The sequence below is a fragment of the Nocardioides sp. R-C-SC26 genome, from assembly GCF_021246465.1.
In the GTDB taxonomy this organism is placed as follows: domain Bacteria; phylum Actinomycetota; class Actinomycetes; order Propionibacteriales; family Nocardioidaceae; genus Nocardioides.
Map to the genome: position 1 here is coordinate 15,482 of NZ_JAHRHK010000016.1, position 18,668 is coordinate 34,149.

Here is an 18,668-nt window from a genome sequence, read left to right on the forward strand (position 1 = left end):
TCGGCTCGCGAGGTTTCGAGACGGTCCTCGTTCCTCGGACCTCCTCAACCACTGGGGCGGAACGGTGGTCGAGCTTGTCGAGACCCGCGATCAGTGGGTGTGGACGCCCGGACCGGAGATCTTGGTGTTCGGCAGGTCGTCGAGGCTGGTGGTCATCTCGTAGGTGCGGCGGTAGCCGGTGTGGGCCACTCGCCAGCCGTCGGCGGTCCGCACGTAGCGGTCCTCGTAGAACGCAGCACCCTCGAGCACGAAGCGGAACGCGTCGACGATCACCTTGTCCTGCAGGTACCAGCGACCCGTGGCGGTGTCGCCGTCGATCTCGATCTCGGGGTGGTGCACCTGGTGGAGGGTGATCATCCCCTCGCCGAGGTTGGTGCGCATGTACTCCACCAGCGCGGCTCGGTCCTCGAAGACCAGACCGTTGTAGTCGGCGGTGGCCTCGGGCAGGAAGCACGCCTCGAAGTCGTCCCACTGCTTGGTGTCGAGAGTGCGGAGGTAGCGGTACTTGAGGCTGCTCACGGCAGCGAGGTCGAGCAGTTCCTGGACGCCGGCGTCACCTGAGGAGTTCACGGCGTGAGCCTAATCACGTCGCGATGGAGCGCGCGACGCACTCCCGTAACCGGCGGTCAACATTGCGGAGAAGTGATCGGCGCACCCTCGATGTCATGACCGCGAACATCTCCGTCACCGTGACCCCGTCCGACGACCTCGACCGCCGCCGCGAGCAGCGGGCCGCTCTCCGGGTGCGCCACTCCCAGAACCTGCTGCGTCTCATGGACGAGCGGGCGGATCTGCACGGCGTCCTGCCGCTCGCCGACTTCGTCGACGAATCGATCCGCTGGACCGCCTGAGCGCGCGCACTCCGCACCGCCGGGCGTCGCCTGGCGCCGGCTTCACCATTGAACAGTGGATCCCTAGACTCGCCCGCGTGATCTTCAAGCGGGTGGGTGACGGACGTCCCTACCCCGCCCATGGACTCGACGTCGGCGCCTGGTCGGCGATCCCGCCTCGGCAGGTGCGCCTCGACCAGTTGGTGACCACGCGCGACACGCTGCAGCTGGCGGCGCTGCTCGACGAGGACTCCACCTTCTACGGCGATCTGTTCGCTCACGTCGTGTCGTGGCGCGGCGAGCTGTATCTCGAGGACGGCCTGCACCGGGCCCTCCGCGCGGCCCTGCAGCAGCGCAACACCCTGCACGCGCGCGTGCACGAGATCGGCGCGTGAGATGACGTTCTGGGAATCCCTCACCGCACGCGCGCGCACCGCGCTGACTCTCGGCGTCCTCGGCCTGGTGTTCGTCGCGGGGGTGGTCTGGGCGTTCGGTGCCGCCACCGAGCCGCTGCCCGAGCGAGCCGATCCGCCGATCTGCATCTCCACCCGATTCCAGGAAGGCGATCTCCTGCGCCCCGGCAACGTCACCGTCAGCGTGATCAACGCCGGCGACCGGGCCGGCCTGGCGAGCCTGACGCGTCAGGACCTGGTCGAACGCGGTTTCGACCGCGGCCAGCTCGACAACGCGCCCGCCGGCACCCAGGTGCGGTCGGTCGAGATCTGGACCAAGGACCCCGAGAACCCCGCGGTGAAGCTGGTGCGCAGCTATCTCGGCGGTCGCGTGAACGTGGTGGACCAGGACCCGGTCTCAGCCGGTGTGAACGTCGTGGTGGGAAATCGGTTCCCCGGCGTGCGCAAGGGTGCCGCGGAGGTCGCGGTGACGTCGTCGGCCTCGGTGTGCTCGCCGCCCGACGCCGGTCTCACGCCCTGAGGGACGCAAGCGGCACGGCACTGCGTCAGTCCTTGAGCCACTGCGCGAGCCGACCGCGTTTGCTGACCTGACGCAGTCGCTGCTCGGTGCGCTCCCGCACAGCGCGCGGCGTGACGACGAGCAGGTCGTCGCCGTGCCGCAGCACGGTGCGCTTCTCCGGCACCACCGCGTGACCGTCGCGGATCACCATCGAGACCGACGCGCCTGTCGGGAGCCGCAGCTCGCCGACCTCGACGCCGTGCATGAGCGAGGCGGGACTGATCGTGATCTGCAGGAGATCAGCGGCGACGCGCTCCAGCGGTGCTGCCTCGAGGTCGAGTTCCCGCGGTTCGGAGCGTCGGGTGACCCGGAGGACCCGGGCCACGTACGGCAGGGTCGGTCCGGTCAGCAGGGTGTAGATGATCACCATCACGAAGACGATGTCGAACAGCTCTTCGGCACCGTCGACGCCTTCGGCGAGCGGGATCGTGGTGAGCACGATGGGCACGGCACCGCGGAGCCCGGCCCAGGAGACGAACGCCATCTCGCGCCAGGGCATCGGCTGCACCAGGGCGCTCACGGCGACCGAGACCGGTCGCGCGACGAACGTGAGCAGTAGCCCCGCCGCGATCGCCAGCCCCACGACGTCCCAGGTGATGCGGGCGGGTGAGAGCAACAGACCGAGCATCACGAAGAGCCCGATCTGGGCCAGCCAGGCGACGCCCTCGGCGAAGGAGCGCGTCGCGGCCCGGTGCGGCAGCTCGGCGTTGCCGAGCACCAGCGCGGCGACGTACACCGCAGCGAACCCGCTCCCGTGCAGGGCGACGGTGGAGCCGTAGGCGAAGAGCGTGAGGCAGACGACGGCGAGCGGATAGAGACCCGAGGACGGCAGGGCGACGCGGCGCATGACCCACGCACCACCGAACCCGACGGCAACTCCCATCGCCACGCCGAGCGCGAGCTCGAAGACGATGATCCCGACGGTGCCGATGTAGCCGTGACTGGCCACGGCACCCGAGGACACCAGCGTCACGAGCACGACGGTCGGGGCGTCGTTGAGACCGGACTCGGCCTCCAGCGATCCGACGAGCCGACGCGGCAGCGGCACGACGCGCAGCACCGAGAACACCGCGGCGGCGTCGGTGGGCGAGCAGACGGCTCCGAGCAGAACAGCCAGCTCCCACGGGATGCCGAGCAGGTAGTGGGCACCGATGGCCATGATCGCCACGGACACACCGACGCCGATCGTGGCCAGCGACGTGCCCAGGCGCATCGAGTGCTTGGTCTCGCGCCAGTCCGTCGTCAGACCGCCCTCGGCGAGGATGAAGAGGAGGGCGGCGAAGCCGAGCGCGTGCGCGAGCTCGGCGTTCTCGAAGCCGATGCCGACCCCGGACTCCCCGAGCGCGACGCCCATCAGCAGGTAGATCAGCAGGCTGGGCAGGCCCGCGCGGGAGGAGACCCGCACCGCCAAGATCGCCAGCAATGTGACCGCCGAGCCCGTCAGCACGAACTGGTCGAGCTGGTGGACGTCGAAGGTCATCTCACTCCGTGGGTGCTCGGCCGGCTGCGGACCCCGATCCTACCGACCGCGATGCTTCGTCCGTGTGTCGTCGCGACCCGGCAGGCACACCTGCCTGGACACCTGTCCATCGAAGTGGAACGTGTTCTAGTCTGGAGGCGTGAGCAAGGGCACCACGATCCCCGAGACCATTCCCGCCTCCGGCCTGGCCGACGACATCGCCGCCTACGACGTCGTCGTCGTCGGGTTCGGGATCGCCGGAGGGTGCGCGGCGCTCGAGGCCGTCCGAGCTGGCGCCCGTGTCCTGGTGCTCGAGCGCGCAGCGGTGCACGGCGGCACGTCGGCGATGTCGGGCGGACACTTCTATCTCGGCGCCGGCACGGCCGTGCAGCAGGCGACGGGGCACGAGGACTCCGTCGAGGACATGTACGCCTACCTCGTCGCGGTCTCCAAGGAGCCCGAGCACGACAAGATCCGCGCCTACTGCGAGGGCTCGGTCGAGCACTTCGACTGGCTGGAGGCACTCGGCTTCCAGTTCGAGCGGTCCTACTTCCCCGGCAAGGCGGTGATCCAGCCCGGCACGGAGGGCGTGATGTTCACCGGCAACGAGAAGGTCTGGCCGTTCAAGGAGCAGGCCCGCCCGGCGCCGCGTGGGCACAAGGTGCCGGTGCCGGGGGACACCGAGGGCACCAAGATCGTGCTGGACCTGCTCCGCGACCGGCTCGAGGAGGCCGGCGTCGAGGTGCGGTACGAGACGGGCGCCACCGCCCTCGTCGTCGACGGCGCCGACGGTGCCGAGCAGGTCGTCGGCGTGGCCTGGAAGTCCTTCGAGGAGACCGGCCACGTGCGAGCCCACGCGGTGGTGATTGCGGCAGGCGGCTTCGTGATGAACCCCGACATGGTCGCGACGCACACTCCCGCGCTGGCGCAGAACCTCTTCACCCTCGGATCGACCTACGACGACGGCCTGGGCATCCGGCTCGGTCAGTCGGTCGGCGCCGAGCTCAAGCACATGAACGAGCCGTTCATCACCGCGCCGTTCTACCCGCCGTCCCAGCTGATCACCGGGATCCTGGTGAACAAGTCCGGCGAGCGCTTCGTCGCCGAGGACAGCTACCACTCCCGCACCTCCCAGTTCGTGATGGAGCAGGAGGACTCCGCCGCCTACCTCATCGTCGACAGCGAGCACGTCGAGTACGCGAAGTACCCGCTGGTGCCGCTCATCGACGGTTACGACACCATCGAGGAGCTCGAGACCGCGCTCGACCTCCCGACCGGGTCGGTCGCGACGACGCTCGCGCGCTACAACGAGCACGCCGCGAAGGGCGAGGACCCCGACTTCCACAAGTCCGCCGACTGGCTGGCCCCGCAGTCGGTCGGCCCCTGGGCGGTCTTCGACCTGCGGCTCGGCAAGGCCATGTACGCGGGCTTCACCCTGGGCGGCATCCGGGTCACCGTCGACGGCGAAGCCCAGCGCGCCGACGGATCCGTCGTCCGGGGCCTGTACGCGGCCGGCGCCTGCGCCTCCAACCTCGCCCAGGACGGCAAGGGCTACTGCTCGGGCACCCAGCTCGGCGAGGGTTCCTTCTTCGGACGCCGTGCGGGTCGGCACGCGGCCGCTCAGAGCCAGAGCGCCTGATCCCGCGCAGGCTCACCTCGTCGGAGTCGCCACGACGCGCGGTGCCTCAGCCTGGTGGAGCCAGGCTCAGAGACGACCGAGGAGCGAGCGCACCCGGTCCAGGAGCAGCGCGGTGGCGTCCTCGTCGTAGGCGTCGAGCGAGGAGTCGGTGAAGAGGTGCTGCTCGCCGGGATAGACGAACAGCTCGGCTGACTCGGCCGATTCGGCGAGACTCCGCGCTGCCGGCAGGTCCTCGTCGAAGAACTCGTCGTCCTGCATGCCGTGGATCTGCACCGGGACTCCGCCGGGCCACTCCTCCCCGTACTCCTCGACGGGCAGGCACCCGTGCATGAGCAGGGCGCCGCGCGCACCGGCTCGGGTCTGCGCGAGCCGTTGGGCGATGGTGACGCCGAAGGAGAATCCTGCGTAGACCAGCGCAGGGTCCAGGGCGTCGGCAGCATTCATCCCCCGTGCGCGGACGACGTCGAACCCGGTCTCACGAGCGAACGCGAACCCCTCCTCGATCGTGGCGAACGTCCTCCCGTCGAACAGGTCCGGCGTGTGCACGGTGTGCCCGGCACTCCTCAGTTCGTCGGCGAAGGCCGTCACCCCGTCGGTCAGGCCCTGGATGTGGTGGAAGAGCAGCACGTCCGTCATCGCGATCACCCGTTCGGTCGTCAGTCGGTGTCTTCGCGGCCAGTATGTCCCCGACGACCTCGCGATCCGGGCCCGCAGGCCTCAGACGACGGCGCGCAGGCGCTCGATCGCCTGCTCGATCTCCCCGGCCTGGCCGGCGAAGGAGAAACGGATGAACCGGTGACCGTCGGCGGTGTCGAAATCGATGCCGGTCGCGACCGCGACACCGGTGCGGGCGAGGAGGTCTCGGGCGAATCCCATCGAGTCGTCGGTGAGGTGGCCGACGTCGGCGTAGACATAGAACGCGCCGTCGGCCGGCGCGATACGGGTCAGGCCGAGCGAGGCGAGCCCCTCGATCAGCAACCCGCGGTTGACGGCGTACCGCGCCACGTGGCCGTCGATCTCGGCGTAGGCGCTCTCGTCGAACGCGGCGAGACCGGCTCGTTGAGAGAGCACCGGCGGGCAGATCGTGAAGTTGCCCGTCAGCACGTCGACGGCGCGGCGCAGACGCGGGGGTACCAGCATCCAGCCCATCCGCCAGCCGGTCATGCAGAAGTACTTGGAGAAGGATCCGAACACGACGGCCTCGCGGCTGGTCTCCCACGCGGTGCGGGCCAGCGCGGGCTGGGCGTACTCGATGCCGTGGTAGATCTCGTCGCTGATCAGCTGCACGCCCGCGCGCTCGCACCACGAGGCGATCGCGGCGAGTTCCTCGGGCAGGAGCATGGTGCCGGTCGGATTGGCAGGGCTGGCGACCACGAGACCGTGGATCGGCTCGGCACGGTGGAGCCCCTCCAGCTGCTCGACCGTCGGCTGGAATCGCGTGGCCGCACCGGTCTCGATCTCGACGACGTCGCACCCGAGCGCGGTCAACACGTTGCGGTAGCAGGGGTAGCCGGGCCGGGCGATCGCGACGCGATCGCCGGCCTCGAACGCGGCGAGGAACGCCAGCAGGAATCCGCCGCTGCTGCCCGTCGTGACGACCACGTCGTCGGCGTCGACGTCGATGCCGTAGGTGCGGGCGCAGTGCCCCGCGATCGCCTCACGCAGCTCGACGATGCCCGTGGCCGGCGTATAGCCGAGCGGATCGCCGCTGTGGAGCAACCGCACCGCCTCGTCCCGGACGGCGCGCGGCGCGCCGCTGCTGGGCTGGCCGGCGAGCAGATTGAGGAGATCACCGTGCGTGCGCTGACGCTCGGCACCTGCGGCCAACAGGTCCATCACGTAGAACGGCGGCACGTTGGCTCGCTGGGCGACCTGCAGGCGCACGGCGGGGTGATCCACGCAGGCGATCGTAGGAGACGGTCCGCATGCCCGGTCCGGGTTTCGTCCCAGCCTCGTCCGGGCAGGTGAAGAGGGACGCCCGGGGCGCCGAACCCCGGGCGGGAAGACGACGATCGGGCGGAGGACGGGGTGTACGGCGACAGCGAAGTGATGCGGCGACGGGCCGAACAGTTGCGCGAGCAGGGGGAGGACATCCGCCTCCTGGCCGACCAGGTCGTCGCTCACACTGAGTCGTTCAGCTGGTCCGGTCGCGCCGCGGCATCGCTGCGTGTACGGGTCGCCGAACGGGCGGCCCAGCTGCGCACGGCAGCCGTCCAGCACGACACCGCGGCCGCGGCGCTCGACAAGCACGTCCTGGAGACCGATCGCCTGACCGACGCGGTCAGGCAGATCGAGCGACGCGCGCATCGCATCATCGAGGCGCGTCCCGACGATCCGACCGTCGCCGCCTTCGTCCCGCCGCCGACCGGTCATCGCGACTGGCTGGCCGTCGACCTGCCGGGGTTGTGATCACGCTCGCCGCACCCCACTCCGCGCACACCATCGCCTGGTCCGCATCCGACTCGGAGGAGACGACCTATGCCGTTGATCGACCTGACTCGACAATCCCGACGTGCAGCAACCCGCGCCGCGACTCCCGCCGCGCCGGCAGTCGGCGACGCCGCTGCAACCCCCCACACCTCGGCGTTCGACGACGTGCCTCGGCGGGTGACCCTCACCATCGCGGAGTTGCGCCACGCCGCGGCGCTCGCGGGCGACGCCCCGCTGCCGTTCGACGTCGTCGAGCCTGAGGCAGCCGGCCAGCACGCTCTGGAGCGACGGCTCGGGAACACCGACGCCACGAGCTCGGCCCAGACCTACCTCGATGTGGCGCGCGCGTTGCCGGACCCGGAGAGATCCCTGACCGGGCGGGGGCTGGTGACCGACGCCGGGCTCGATCTCGGACTCGCCGGGGCGCTCGGCCTTCTCGCGACTCCGCACCTGGCCGCCGATCTCGACGTCGTCGTCGATGACGTGCGTTTCCGCGCGTGGCACCGACAGGCCGGCGAGGCCGTGGCGGCGCTGGCCACGACCGATGGCATCGTGTTCGAACTCGCCTGGTTCGGCGTCGGTTCCTGGGGTGCGGAGATCGCGCGAGTAGCGGCATTGCCTGCAGAGTTCGACCTCGAGACCTCGTCCGTGCCCAGGGGTCTCGATCTGCCCTACGAACTCGCCGACGCGGTCGTCGAGGCCGGTGACCGCCATCGGGCCGACCTCGTCCGACTCCTCGCCGCTCGCTACGACGGAGCGGTGCGCGACGACCAGGGAGCGGCGCTGGACTCCGCACGCACGATCGAGGCCCTCGACGGCTTGATGGGTGAGACCCGCGGGCGGCTACGTGCCCTGGTGGCCCGGATCGACGCCCCGCCGGCCGATACCGTGCACGCCACCGACGGCGTCGGTGACGAAGCTCCACCGATCGGCGTCCGCTCCTGGACCCTGGTGCGCGACGGATGGCGCTCGCTCCGCCCGCACCACGACGGCGACACGCTGCGGATCCGTGCGGACGCCGTCTCCCCCGACCAACTGGCCGGTGATCTCGCACTCGTCCTGGCCGAACTCGCCGTGACCTCGGGAGGCACGCGATGAGCACCACCCATGCCGGCCTGGGCGCAGCCGCCGAGGCCGTTCCACCGGACGAGCACACCCGGAACGGCTCGGCCCCCCGCCGTCCTGCGACGCCGGCGGACACCCGCGGCTACGACGAGCTGACACGGCTCGTCGGACTGATCGACCAGATCGCCGAGGAGTTGCGTGAGCGAGCCGGCCTCGGTCACGACGTCGTCTCCGACCCCGCTTTCGCCGACTCCGCAGCACTGAGCACCGCGACCCATCTGGTGGCCGAGCACGAGATCCGGGCCGCGACGACCGGCAAGCACGGACTGCTGGCCCGCTCGATCGAACTGGACGCCGATGCCCTCGCGTTGCGAGCCACCGTGGCGACCTACCGGTGGTTGGACGACCTGCGCGACCTGGCCGAGCGCACCCTGGGGTCGATCGCCGGTCGAGCGATCGGCTACCTCGCTCCCGAGGTCGAGCTCGGCGGGGCGCTCGTGGCCGCCGGACTCATCGAGACCGACCCCACCGAACGCGACGACGTCACCGGCTATCTCGCCGAACTCGCCTCCGCCAATCCCGAACTGATGGAGCACGTCACGACCGGTGGCGGGGGCCTGGTGGACGCACTGCCGCTGCGCGCGTTGCTGACGGCGGGCGTGCCCGGCGGCGCGATCGGGCTGCGTGCAGCACGCGGCGGGATGAACGCCGTCGGGGCGCCTCCGTTCGAGGCATCCTTCGGCGATGCGCTGCGCGACGCGGCAGGCCGACTCGTCGCGGAACCAGACGCCGGCCCCGCCGACGTCGTGGCCTCACCCGCCGACCCGATGCACGAGGAGATGCAGGGGCAGCCGCTGACCTGGACGGCGCTGCTCGATGCTGTAGGCGACCTCGGGCAGAGCGCGATCGTCGTCCGGCGCGTCGGCGTCGGCCGCTATGTCGCTCTCATCGGGGCACAGACGCCGACGGCGTTCGCCGACGGCGACACCGAGACGCTGGCCCTCGGGCTGGACCGCCACATCCGCGCGGCCGTCGACGGCGACACCGACGCACGCCTGCTGGTGATGGGTCATGGACTCGGCGGAGTGGCCGCCACCCATCTGGCCGCCGGCGCGACGTCGGGCTACCGGATCGAACAGGTGATCACCACCGCAGCGCCGACCGCGCAGAGCACGGCGGTGCCGGACGCCGTCCGAGTGCTGGCGATCGACGACCCCGACGACCCCGTCGCGGTGCTGGGATCGCTGGTCAACGCGAGCGTCGAGCACCGCGTCTCGGTGTTGACCGACGACCCGCGCGAACTCGACGCGACCGACCATCCCGCCGTCCGCGGTGAGTTCGACCGGCTGCGCGACCAGGGCTACCTCGCCTGACCGCACCCATGGGCGTTGACCCGTCTCTACGTGAAGACGGGTCAACGCGACCAGGGGTGTTGACCCGTCTTCAGACAAAGACGGGTCAACGCTCAACCGGCGAGCTCGGCGACGAAGTCGGCCAGCTGGTCCAGGTTGCGGCACTCGCGCATCGGCACGATCTCGGCGTAGGTGCGGGTGGCCGAGTCACCGGTGCCCCAGTGGCGCTGGTGCTCGGGGTTGAGCCACCACGCGTGGCGCGCGGTGCCGGCCATCTCACGGAGGACGTCGGCGGAGAGATCGCTGTAGTTCGACCGGGCGTCGCCCAGGATGAGCAGCGAGGTCTTCGGCGTGATCGCGTCGGGGTGCAGCTCGGCGAAGCGCGAGATCGCCCGGCCGTAGTTGGTCCGGCCCCAGAGCGCGGCATGCGAGGTGCTGGCGGCGAGGTCGGCCATCACGTCGACGACGTCGGCGCCAGGGCGGAAGTGGTGCGTCACCTCGTGCACATGGTCGATGAAGGTGAACGCCCGGACCTTCTGGAACTGGTCGCGGAGCGCGAAGACCAACAGCAGCGTGAACTGCGCGAAGTTCGCCACCGATCCGCTGACGTCGCACAGCACGACGAGCTCGTTGCGGTGCGGTCGCTTGGGCCGGTGGTGGGTCGTGATCGGCACTCCGCCGGTCGACATCGACGCCCGGACGGTGTGACGGAAGTCGAGCGGGCCACGACGCCGCTGGGAGTGGTGCTCCTTGGTCAGGCGCGTGGCCAGGCGTCGCGCGAGCGGGTAGATCTCGCGGCGCATCTGCTCCAGGTCGGTCTTGCGCGCGCTCATGAAGTCGAGCTTGTCGATGGCCGGGCGCAAGGCCACGTTGGCGACGTGCTCGGGCCCCTTCTCCTCCGCGATCCGACGGCGGGCGTCGGACTCGACCATGGCGGTGAAGTCGCCGATGCGCCGCGATGCCGTGCGCTGGGCGGCCTCCTCGCTGACGCCGTCGTTCATCAGTCCCTCGACGATCTGGTCGATCAACCCTGCGGGGGCGACGCGCTGCAGCGCGGTGTAGGCCGACCACGACGACAGTCCCGGGCCGCGCCCGGGCATGGCGCCGAAACGTCCGATCATCTCGGCGGCGAGCTGCTGCATCTGGTCGCGGTCGCCGTCGGCCAGTGCGTCGGCGAGCGACTCACGGAACTCGCGCAGGGCCGCGCCGTTGTCGCGCAGGAAACCGGTGTCGCCCTCGTCCCCCTCGGCGTCGTGGCCCGACGTCTCCGGATCGAGACCCTGCCCACCGGCACCGACCATCCGCGGGAAGTAGAGCTCGAAGAGAGCATCGAACGTCGGGCGGAAAGAAGACCGCTTCACCAGGGTCGCGGCGTATCCCTCGCGGACGACCCGTCGGTCGGTCCAGTCCAACGCCTGCAATGCCCGGACGGCGTCGAGATCCTCAGCGAGCGAGACATTGAGACCGGCGCCCCGAAGCGCCTCGACGAAGCCGATGTGGCGGTCGAGCAGACCACTGCGCGCGGGCGGGTTCACAGACTCCATCAGCGGGTCACCGGCGGAGCCGGAGCTCCTTGACCGCGCGCTCGTGGTCGGACTGGTGCTTGAGGATGACGCCGAGCGTGGCGGCGACGGCTTCGGGATCCAGGTCCTTGATCTCCAGCGCCACCAGGGTGCGGGCCCAGTCCACGGACTCCGCGATCGACGGAGCCTTCTTCAGCTCCAGCTCGCGCAGCTGCGAGACGGTCGCGACCAGCTGACGCGCCAGCGCGTCGTCCAGGTCGGGCACATGGGAGGCGACGATCTCGCGCTCGCGATCGGCATCGGGGTAGTCGAGGTGGAGGTAGAGGCAGCGGCGCTTGACGGCCTCGGAGAGCTCGCGGCTGGCGTTGGAGGTCAGCACGACGAACGGACGGCGGGTGGCGGTGACCGTGCCGAGCTCGGGGATGGTGACCTGGAAGTCCGAGAGCACCTCCAGGAGTAGCCCCTCGACCTCGATGTCGGTCTTGTCGACCTCGTCGATCAGCAGCACCGTCGGCTCGTCGCGGCGGATGGCGGTGAGAAGCGGGCGGGTGAGCAGGAACTCCTCGGCGAAGATGTCGTCGTGGGTCTCGGCCCAGGAGGCGCCGTCGGCGGACTGGTGGCCCGACTGGCTCGCCTGGATGCGCAGCAGTTGCTTCTTGTAGTTCCACTCGTACAGCGCCCGGGCCTCGTCGAGCCCCTCGTAGCACTGCAGACGCACCAGGTCGGCGCCGGTCGCACGGGCGACGGCCTTCGCGAGCTCGGTCTTGCCGACTCCCGCGGGGCCCTCGAGCAGCAACGGCTTCTCCAGGGCACCCGCCAGGTAGGCGGTCGTGCTGGTCGCGGCGTCCGGGAGGTACCCGACGTCGTAGAGCCGCCGGTTCGCATCGTCGGGCGAGGCGAACCAGGCGGGCGCCGAAGGCTCCGCGGGCGCAGTGATGCTCATGCGCCGGATTCTTCCATCCGAGCCGGATTCCCATTCGATCCGTTTCAGGCCGTGACCCGTCTGCCCGGCTGTCGTTGACTCCGACAGCAGGTGATCTTCCCTCCCGACCATCTGCGACGCGGTCCGGCACCACGGCGGCCGCATGGCATCACCACTGCTGTCACCCGAGTCCGCCCGTTGTCGCGAGGAGCCCGCTCATGCGCCGCCGTCCCCCCACCTCGTTGCGTCTGCTGGTGCAGACCGCGAAGTGCACGGTCGTCGGCGTCCTGAGCTTCCTGGCGGTGGCGGGCACGGCCCCGGGCGGACTGGCGGCCTCCGACGCCCCGGTCGACGACGCAGCGTTGCGTGCCCAGGCCCGCCTGGGTGCGCTGATGGTCGAGCACGACTGCTCCTCCACGGGCTTCGGCCCGTCGGTCGTGCCCGGCTCGGCCCTGGTCGAGCGCGACGAACGCGTGCTCCACGTCAGCTTCGACGACGGCTGGGCCACCTACACCGGCGACGCACCCGGCACCCTCCTGGCCGTGTGCAGGCCACCCCTCTAGGGGCGCTCTCCTCCCAGGCGCCTCAGCTCCGCCCTGTTCCCGAGCCACATGGGGGTTCGGGACCTCGGCGCGCGCCGATCCGGGCCGAGGTCTACCAGCTCGACTTGGTGATGCCCGGCAGCTCGCCGCGGTGCGCCATCTCCCGGAATCGGATCCGCGACACTCCCGCCTTGCGGAGGTAGCCACGCGGACGGCCGTCGACCTGGTCACGGTGGCGCAGTCGCACGGGCGAGGAGTCGCGGGGCAACTGCGATAGCGCGCGGACGGCGGAGGCCAGCTCCGCGCTGCCCGGCTCGGCCGCGCGCACGGCGTCCTTGAGCTCCCGACGGCGGGCGGCGTAGCGGGCCACCACGCGCTCGCGGCGGGCCTGGGCCGCGATCTTGCTCTTCTTGGCCACTTCAGCGCTCCTCGCGGAAGTCGACGTGACGGCGCACGCGCGGGTCGTACTTGCGCAGCACCAGTCGGTCGGGATCGTTGCGACGGTTCTTCTTCGTCACGTAGGTGAAGCCGGTGCCGGCGGTCGAGCGCAGTTTCACGATCGGCCGGACGTCGCTGCCCCTCTTGGCCATGGGTGTTCCTCTCGAGTCGATCTGGATGGAGTCGGGGTCGGGTTCAGACCCGGCCGTCGCGACGCAGGATGTCGGCGACCACGGCGTCGATGCCGCGTCGGTCGATCGTGCGGATGCCACGCGGGCTGACGGTGAGCGTGACGACGCGGCCGAGGCTCGGCACGACGTATCGCTTGCGCTGCACGTTGACGTCGAAGCGTCGCTTGGTGCGGCGATGGGAGTGGGACACCCGGTTCCCGAAGGACGGGGTCTTCCCGGTGACCTGGCATCGCTGTGACACGAGCGCCTCCAATCTGATAGGAATGAGAATGATTGCGATTAGCCTACACGGAGACAAGGAGGGCGCATGCGCACCCCCGTCACCCTGATCACCGGTGTCGACGCCGAGTCGATGGCCGCTGCGATGGTCACCTGCCAGTTCGATCTGCCCAACGCCGTCGCGGTCCGGCACCACATCGACGTCGAAGCCGAGGTGCTGCATCGCGTCGTCAGCGACCTGTCCGGGGTCATCGAGCGCGAACAGATCGACCTCGCCCACGCCTGCGTGAGCTGCGCGATCCGCGAGGACGTCGTGCCGACCCTCGATCGCCTCGCAGGGATGCGTCGGTGGTCGCACATCGTCGCCCACCTGCCGATCGGCGCCGAGGCCGAGCAGGTCTGCGGCGTCCTCGCGTGGGACAGCCGTCTGGCCCGGCGTCTCCGCATCGCCTCGGTGGTGACGGCGCTGCCCGGCCGGGATCTCGTCGACACACTGCTCGGCGACTCCCTCCTGGCCGACCGTGGCGTGCAGACCTCGCCCGACGACCGCCGCGGCACCGGCGAGATCGCCTGCGCGATGGTGGAGTACGCCGACGCCGTCGTCCTCGTCGATGCCGAGGAGCACCGCGAGCCCGGGCTCGCGCTGGTGCGCACGCTCGCGCGCCCCGAGGCCTACATCGCGCCCGGCGTCGACGTGCTCGACACCGCGCGACTGGGCGGTCGCCTGCACCAGCACGGCGCCGCGGACGCCTGGAGCGCGCATGTGCGCTCCGGCGCGCTGCCACCGCCCGCCTCGCCCGACATCTGGCAGCTCGACCTCCGCAGCGACCGCCCCTTCCATGCCGAGCGGATGCTCGACGGCCTGGACGCGATCGGCTCGGGCCCGCACCGTTCGCGTGGCTGCTTCTGGCTGCCGTCGAGGCCGGGCCAGGCACTGGAGTGGGACGGCTCCGGCGGCCAGCTCAGCATCGGCAACGGCGAGCCGTGGGGACGCCGCTCGCCGTTCACCCGCCTCGTTCTCACCGGCGTCGGCACACCGCCGCTCGATCTGATGGTCGCCTTCGACCGTCTCCTGGCTCGCCCCGGCGAGCCGGCCGCCACCGGCTACGAGGACGGCTTCGAGCCGTGGCTCGGCCCGATCGAGGGGGTCGCCTGATGGCCGTGCCGAAGCGCCGCACCTCGCGCAGCAACACCCGCCACCGCCGCTCCGCCTGGCGCGCCACGGCGCCGGATCTGGTCACCGTCCGGGTGGGTGGGGTGGCGCACCGCGTGCCCCGCGCGCTGGTGAACGCCGTCCACGCCGGCCTGGTGGATCCCACCACCGGCCGTGCCGTCCGCACTGTCCGTGCCTCAGACCAGGAGTCCTGATGAAGGTCCGCAACTCGATCCGCAGCGTGAAGAACCAGCCCGGCAGCCAGGTGGTGCGGCGGCGCGGGCGGATCTATGTGATCAACAAGCGGAATCCGCGGCTGAAGACGCGCCAGGGCTGACCCGTCTGGTGGATCGCCTCGGTGGCCGAGGACCCCGCCGCCGAGGAACGAGGAGGCGGGCGGCTCGAGACCTCGTGGGACGCCGGGCCGCAGTTCGGCTCGCCGGGTCACATAGCGGTCGCAGAGCCACCTCCTCGACCACCGGAGGGCTCGGTGGACTCGTCCACCGGGAGGTCAGCAGGAGGAGCAGACGCCGAAGATCTCCACGGTGTGCGCGACGTCGCGGTAGCCGTGCTCCTCGGCTGCGCGGTCGGCCCAGCGCTCGACAGCCGGGCCCTTGATCTCGACGACGCGTCCACAGGATCGGCACACCAGGTGATGGTGGTGCTTGGGGGTGCAGAGGCGGTACATCACCTCGCCGTCCTCGTTGCGCAAGGTGTCGACCGTGCCCTCGTCCGCGAGCACCTGCAGGTTGCGGTAGACCGTGGAGAGGCCCACGGTCTCCCCGCGCGAGCGCAGTTTGTGGTGCACGTCCTGCGCGCTGAGGAACGCCTCGGACTCCTCCACGATCTCCAATACCCGCGCCCGCTGCTGCGTGGGACGACGAGCCACCGATGACCGAGAGCGCTCCGATGACATGGTCCACATCGTAGGCCGCTCTCCTCGGGCCCACCCACCGACGCAACGGGCCCCGGCCGATCAGCATCGGTCGGGGCCCGTCGGCGAACGCCTCGGATCAGGGCGCGACGACGCCCGCGAACAGCAGCTTGTTCGGCGATCCCGTGCCGGCGTTGGTGATCGCGCCCGTGGTGGCGGCGTTGGCGACGGCGTCCTGGGCCGCCGTCGCGCTGATGCCGCTGTCGGCACCGCGCACCAAGGCGAGCACGCCCGCGACGTGCGGAGACGCCATCGACGTGCCGTCATAGGTCACCGAGCCGGAGTTGTTGCTGTAGTTGGCGGCGGTGATGTCGTCGCCCGGCGCGAACAGGTCCAGGCATGTGCCGAAGTTCGAGAACGAGGCACGCGCGTCGTTCATCGAGCTGGCACCGACGGTGAGCACGCTCGGCGCCGCGGCCGGAGAGGTGTTACACGCATTGGCATTGGAGTTGCCCGCCGCCACCGCGACCGCGACGCCGGAGCTCACCAGGCTGGTGACGGCGTTGTCGATGTCGGCCGACCGACCGCTCGAGCCGAGCGAGAGGTTCGCGACAGCGTTGGGCTGGTGGTTGCCCGCCACCCAGTCGATGCCGCCGATGATCGCCGCACCGGTGCCGCTGCCCTGGCAGTTGAGCACGCGGACGGCGTGCACGGTGGCCTTCTTCGCGACACCCCACGTGGTGCCGGCGGCCGTGCTCGCGACGTGCGTGCCGTGGCCGTTGCAGTCAGCCCACTTCTGCGGGTCGACCGATCCGCCGATGATGCCGAGCAGGCCGCCCTCGCGCACGAAGTTGCGGCCGTCGCCCACGCGTCCGGTGAACTCGTTGTGGTTGGCGTTGAGGCCGGTGTCGATGACGTAGACGTGCGCACCCTCGCCGGCGTCGGCGTTGTAGTTGTAGAGGCCGTCGGTCGGCAACGCGCGCTGGTCGATCCGGTCGAGGCCCCAGGTCGCGCCGTTCTGGGTGGCCGTGGCCTGCACGACGACGTCGGGGCGCACGGACGCGACCATCGGCAACGCCTCGATGGCCTTGGCGGCGGCCACCGGCAGACGGACCGCGAAGCCGTTGAGCACGTGCTCGTACGTGATCAGAACGGCACCGCCGAGCGGCTCCACGATGCCCCGCGCGAAGGCGGGTGCGACGTCGATGCTCGGGTCGATCTGCACGATGTAGTCGGCGACGAGCGGGGAGGCGGACGCCCGAGCGGACGCCTGGGGGGCGCCGTCCGCTGCCTGGGCGGGTGCGCTGCTGACGACGGCGACAGTGCCCGTCACGGTGAGCGCGAGCGCCGCGAGGGCGCGCGGCATGGATGAGTCCCGAGAGATACGCAAGGTGGTGCCTTTCCGAGAGGCCCGACGACGCCATGTCGTCTGGGAGCGGGGTAAGCGTGCCCTCAGAACAGGCGATTTGGGAAGGGGTCGATCCTCACGCGTCGCCGGAGGCGGGCGGCAGACGGTCGCGCAGCCACGACGTCGTGCCGGGCGGCAAAGCCTTGAGCTTCGGCCGCGCCGCGAGAGGCGCGACGATCAACGCAGCGCCGTCCGCCAGCGACCACTTGATCTCGTGGTAGACCCGACTCAGGGTGTCGTCGCTCTCCACGAGCACCAGCCCGACTCCCGCGATGCGCCACTCCACCCACGGCCCCCGCAGGGAGCCCGGCAGCTCGGCGTCGGTCCAGCACAGGTAGACCGTCATGCGGTTCCCTTACCCACGCCCGAGCGTCGCATGCGTCTCCTACGACGGCGAGCGCTCACACGAGCCACCGCGCACGACATGCGAGCATCCTGGGTATGGGCACCCCACGCGGCGGCCCCCGCGGCAAGGGGCTCACGACCGAGATCGTGGTGGCTGCTGCCCTCGAGCTGATCGACGAGCAGGGGGTCGGCGCTGCGTCGATGAGGGCCATCGCCAGCCGGCTCGGAGTCGAGGCGATGTCGCTCTACAAGCACGTCAGCACCCGCGACGGACTGCTCGACGCCGTGGTCGAGGCGATCGTGGCCGAGCTCGACCGCGACGAGGAGGTGCGCCGCGACGCCTCGGACGGGTGGCGCGACTACCTCGAACGGCTCGCGCGCGGAGTGCGGCGCTACGCCCTCGCGCATCCGCATGCCTTCCCACTCGTCACGACACGGCCGGCGGAGGCGCCCTGGATCAATCCGCCCCTGCGATCCCTGGGGTGGATCGAGTCGATGCTCGCGACGCTCGCCTCGGCGGGGTTCGACGACGAGCAGATCCTGTTCACGTACCGCTCGTTCAACAGCTTCCTGCTCGGTTATCTGCTGATGGAGACCGGAGCGCGCACGCTGCGGGATCCGCAGGACGGCGACGGGTCGCTCGGCACCTCCGACGAGCCGATCCCGGGCGGACTCACGCCGACCCGCACCGAGGCCGAGCAGGACGCCGTCGCCGAGGCCGAGACCGTGGCCGACAAGATCGATCCGCAGGGCGACATCGAGATCGCCGATCACCCCACGATCCACCGGCTGGCGGCGCGGCTCGCGGAGGATCGATTCGACGAGGAGTTCGATCGCGGCCTGCAGCGGCTTCTCGACGCCGTCGAAGCACGCGTCGCCCACCCCTGAGACGGCGTGACGCGGGTCACCTGAGAAACCACGGAGCGCAGGTTTCGGCGGTCGCAGTCCGGGTCAGGCTTACGTTGTAAGCCGCACTGGTCCTTCTCGGAACCGGTGCTCCACACAGAGATCCCAGGAGGACGTCATGGGCATGGTCGACAAGGCGAAGAACACCGTCGAGAAGCTGACCGGGCAGGCCAAGGAGGCGCTCGGCGAGGCGACGGACGACAAGGGCCTCCAGGCGGAGGGCAAGAAGGACCAGGCGTCCGGCAGTCTCAAGAACGCCGGCGAGAACGTCAAGGACGCCTTCAAGAAGTGACGCCCGCGGCCCGTGGCGGGGCCGACTGGCTCCGCTACGGCGCCTGCGGATCGCCCCCCGCTCGAACACGTCTTCACGGCAGATTGCCACCTCGCGTGCACCACGCGA

General features: G+C 70.6%; 25 protein-coding genes. 13 read left to right on the forward strand and 12 right to left on the reverse strand.

Annotated elements, in window-relative coordinates:
• Positions 1-90 precede the first annotated feature (90 nt).
• Positions 91-570 carry a nuclear transport factor 2 family protein gene (locus KSO97_RS14170; RefSeq protein ID WP_232679991.1) on the reverse strand — a complete coding sequence of 160 codons (480 nt, stop codon included), beginning with the start codon at positions 568-570 and terminating at the stop codon, positions 91-93.
• Positions 571-665: 95 nt separating this feature from the next.
• On the opposite strand from KSO97_RS14170, the gene KSO97_RS14175 reads away from it, so the two are divergent.
• The 3 genes from KSO97_RS14175 (at position 666) to KSO97_RS14185 (ending at position 1,763) form a co-directional block, all read left to right on the forward strand.
• Positions 666-851: a hypothetical protein gene (locus KSO97_RS14175; protein WP_232679992.1), complete on the forward strand. Its 186-nt coding sequence runs from the start codon at positions 666-668 to the stop codon at positions 849-851.
• Positions 852-928: 77 nt separating this feature from the next.
• Positions 929-1,225, forward strand: a complete 297-nt coding sequence (locus tag KSO97_RS14180) for a type II toxin-antitoxin system VapB family antitoxin (protein WP_232679993.1) — start codon at positions 929-931, stop codon at positions 1,223-1,225.
• A 1-nt stretch (position 1,226) separates the two neighbouring features.
• A complete protein-coding gene (locus tag KSO97_RS14185; protein ID WP_232679994.1) occupies positions 1,227-1,763 on the forward strand; it encodes a LytR C-terminal domain-containing protein in 537 nt (178 codons plus the stop codon).
• Between the two features lie 25 nt (positions 1,764-1,788).
• Here the strand turns inward: KSO97_RS14185 and KSO97_RS14190 are convergent, their stop codons facing one another.
• Entirely contained in the window at positions 1,789-3,282 is a 1,494-nt protein-coding gene (locus KSO97_RS14190; RefSeq protein ID WP_232679995.1) for a potassium/proton antiporter, read from the reverse strand.
• 139 nt (positions 3,283-3,421) lie between these two features.
• On the opposite strand from KSO97_RS14190, the gene KSO97_RS14195 reads away from it, so the two are divergent.
• Positions 3,422-4,900: an FAD-binding protein gene (locus tag KSO97_RS14195; protein WP_232679996.1), complete on the forward strand. Its 1,479-nt coding sequence runs from the start codon at positions 3,422-3,424 to the stop codon at positions 4,898-4,900.
• A 66-nt stretch (positions 4,901-4,966) separates the two neighbouring features.
• Here the strand turns inward: KSO97_RS14195 and KSO97_RS14200 are convergent, their stop codons facing one another.
• Both KSO97_RS14200 and KSO97_RS14205 read right to left on the reverse strand, forming a co-directional pair.
• Positions 4,967-5,536: a dienelactone hydrolase family protein gene (locus KSO97_RS14200; RefSeq protein ID WP_232680099.1), complete on the reverse strand. Its 570-nt coding sequence runs from the start codon at positions 5,534-5,536 to the stop codon at positions 4,967-4,969.
• Positions 5,537-5,617: 81 nt separating this feature from the next.
• Positions 5,618-6,799, reverse strand: a complete 1,182-nt coding sequence (locus KSO97_RS14205) for a pyridoxal phosphate-dependent aminotransferase (RefSeq protein WP_232679997.1) — start codon at positions 6,797-6,799, stop codon at positions 5,618-5,620.
• Positions 6,800-6,928: 129 nt separating this feature from the next.
• On the opposite strand from KSO97_RS14205, the gene KSO97_RS14210 reads away from it, so the two are divergent.
• The 3 genes from KSO97_RS14210 to KSO97_RS14220 all read left to right on the forward strand — a co-directional run bounded on the left by KSO97_RS14210 (position 6,929) and on the right by KSO97_RS14220 (position 9,768).
• On the forward strand, positions 6,929-7,309 hold the full coding sequence (locus KSO97_RS14210) for a hypothetical protein (RefSeq protein ID WP_232679998.1): 381 nt from the start codon (positions 6,929-6,931) through the stop codon (positions 7,307-7,309).
• Positions 7,310-7,378: 69 nt separating this feature from the next.
• Positions 7,379-8,428, forward strand: coding sequence for a hypothetical protein (locus KSO97_RS14215; RefSeq protein WP_232679999.1), 1,050 nt, complete (start codon positions 7,379-7,381; stop codon positions 8,426-8,428).
• Positions 8,425-9,768: a hypothetical protein gene (locus tag KSO97_RS14220; RefSeq protein ID WP_232680000.1), complete on the forward strand. Its 1,344-nt coding sequence runs from the start codon at positions 8,425-8,427 to the stop codon at positions 9,766-9,768. The genes KSO97_RS14215 and KSO97_RS14220 overlap by 4 nt, the downstream gene beginning before the upstream one ends.
• Before the next feature lie 92 nt (positions 9,769-9,860).
• Here the strand turns inward: KSO97_RS14220 and KSO97_RS14225 are convergent, their stop codons facing one another.
• Both KSO97_RS14225 and KSO97_RS14230 read right to left on the reverse strand, forming a co-directional pair.
• A complete protein-coding gene (locus KSO97_RS14225; protein WP_232680001.1) occupies positions 9,861-11,291 on the reverse strand; it encodes a VWA domain-containing protein in 1,431 nt (476 codons plus the stop codon).
• A gap of 7 nt (positions 11,292-11,298) precedes the next feature.
• Positions 11,299-12,213, reverse strand: coding sequence for a MoxR family ATPase (locus KSO97_RS14230; RefSeq protein WP_232680003.1), 915 nt, complete (start codon positions 12,211-12,213; stop codon positions 11,299-11,301).
• Positions 12,214-12,410: 197 nt separating this feature from the next.
• Here KSO97_RS14230 and KSO97_RS14235 point away from each other — a divergent pair, with 197 nt between their 5' ends.
• Positions 12,411-12,755, forward strand: coding sequence for a hypothetical protein (locus tag KSO97_RS14235; protein WP_232680005.1), 345 nt, complete (start codon positions 12,411-12,413; stop codon positions 12,753-12,755).
• A 91-nt stretch (positions 12,756-12,846) separates the two neighbouring features.
• Here KSO97_RS14235 and rpsN read toward each other — a convergent pair whose 3' ends face one another.
• Genes rpsN through rpmB form a run of 3 tightly spaced genes read right to left on the reverse strand, consistent with a single transcriptional unit; the run spans position 12,847 to position 13,604 of the window.
• The gene (rpsN, locus tag KSO97_RS14240; RefSeq protein WP_232680007.1) at positions 12,847-13,152 is read right to left on the reverse strand and encodes a 30S ribosomal protein S14; all 306 of its coding nucleotides are present in this window, start codon (positions 13,150-13,152) and stop codon (positions 12,847-12,849) included.
• A gap of 1 nt (position 13,153) precedes the next feature.
• Positions 13,154-13,324: a 50S ribosomal protein L33 gene (gene rpmG / locus KSO97_RS14245; RefSeq protein ID WP_232680009.1), complete on the reverse strand. Its 171-nt coding sequence runs from the start codon at positions 13,322-13,324 to the stop codon at positions 13,154-13,156.
• A gap of 43 nt (positions 13,325-13,367) precedes the next feature.
• A complete protein-coding gene (gene rpmB, locus KSO97_RS14250) occupies positions 13,368-13,604 on the reverse strand; it encodes a 50S ribosomal protein L28 (RefSeq protein ID WP_232680011.1) in 237 nt (78 codons plus the stop codon).
• Positions 13,605-13,670: 66 nt separating this feature from the next.
• Here rpmB and KSO97_RS14255 point away from each other — a divergent pair, with 66 nt between their 5' ends.
• Genes KSO97_RS14255 through ykgO form a run of 3 tightly spaced genes read left to right on the forward strand, consistent with a single transcriptional unit; the run spans position 13,671 to position 15,072 of the window.
• Positions 13,671-14,738, forward strand: coding sequence for a GTP-binding protein (locus KSO97_RS14255; protein ID WP_232680013.1), 1,068 nt, complete (start codon positions 13,671-13,673; stop codon positions 14,736-14,738).
• Complete coding sequence (gene rpmF, locus KSO97_RS14260) at positions 14,738-14,950, forward strand: 50S ribosomal protein L32 (protein WP_232680015.1); 213 nt, start codon at positions 14,738-14,740, stop codon at positions 14,948-14,950. The genes KSO97_RS14255 and rpmF overlap by 1 nt, the downstream gene beginning before the upstream one ends.
• Entirely contained in the window at positions 14,950-15,072 is a 123-nt protein-coding gene (gene ykgO, locus KSO97_RS14265) for a type B 50S ribosomal protein L36 (protein ID WP_179529725.1), read from the forward strand. Before rpmF ends, ykgO begins: the two co-directional genes overlap by 1 nt.
• Before the next feature lie 174 nt (positions 15,073-15,246).
• Here the strand turns inward: ykgO and KSO97_RS14270 are convergent, their stop codons facing one another.
• From KSO97_RS14270 to KSO97_RS14280, 3 genes are all read right to left on the reverse strand, one after another.
• On the reverse strand, positions 15,247-15,651 hold the full coding sequence (locus KSO97_RS14270; RefSeq protein ID WP_232680017.1) for a Fur family transcriptional regulator: 405 nt from the start codon (positions 15,649-15,651) through the stop codon (positions 15,247-15,249).
• Positions 15,652-15,748: 97 nt separating this feature from the next.
• Positions 15,749-16,975: a S8 family peptidase gene (locus KSO97_RS14275; protein WP_232680019.1), complete on the reverse strand. Its 1,227-nt coding sequence runs from the start codon at positions 16,973-16,975 to the stop codon at positions 15,749-15,751.
• A gap of 118 nt (positions 16,976-17,093) precedes the next feature.
• Complete coding sequence (locus KSO97_RS14280) at positions 17,094-17,363, reverse strand: hypothetical protein (RefSeq protein ID WP_232680021.1); 270 nt, start codon at positions 17,361-17,363, stop codon at positions 17,094-17,096.
• 95 nt (positions 17,364-17,458) lie between these two features.
• Here KSO97_RS14280 and KSO97_RS14285 point away from each other — a divergent pair, with 95 nt between their 5' ends.
• Positions 17,459-18,250 (forward strand): TetR/AcrR family transcriptional regulator, encoded by a 792-nt coding sequence (locus KSO97_RS14285; protein ID WP_232680023.1) that lies wholly within the window; start codon positions 17,459-17,461, stop codon positions 18,248-18,250.
• A gap of 136 nt (positions 18,251-18,386) precedes the next feature.
• Positions 18,387-18,560: a CsbD family protein gene (locus KSO97_RS14290; RefSeq protein ID WP_308188313.1), complete on the forward strand. Its 174-nt coding sequence runs from the start codon at positions 18,387-18,389 to the stop codon at positions 18,558-18,560.
• Positions 18,561-18,668 lie beyond the last annotated feature (108 nt).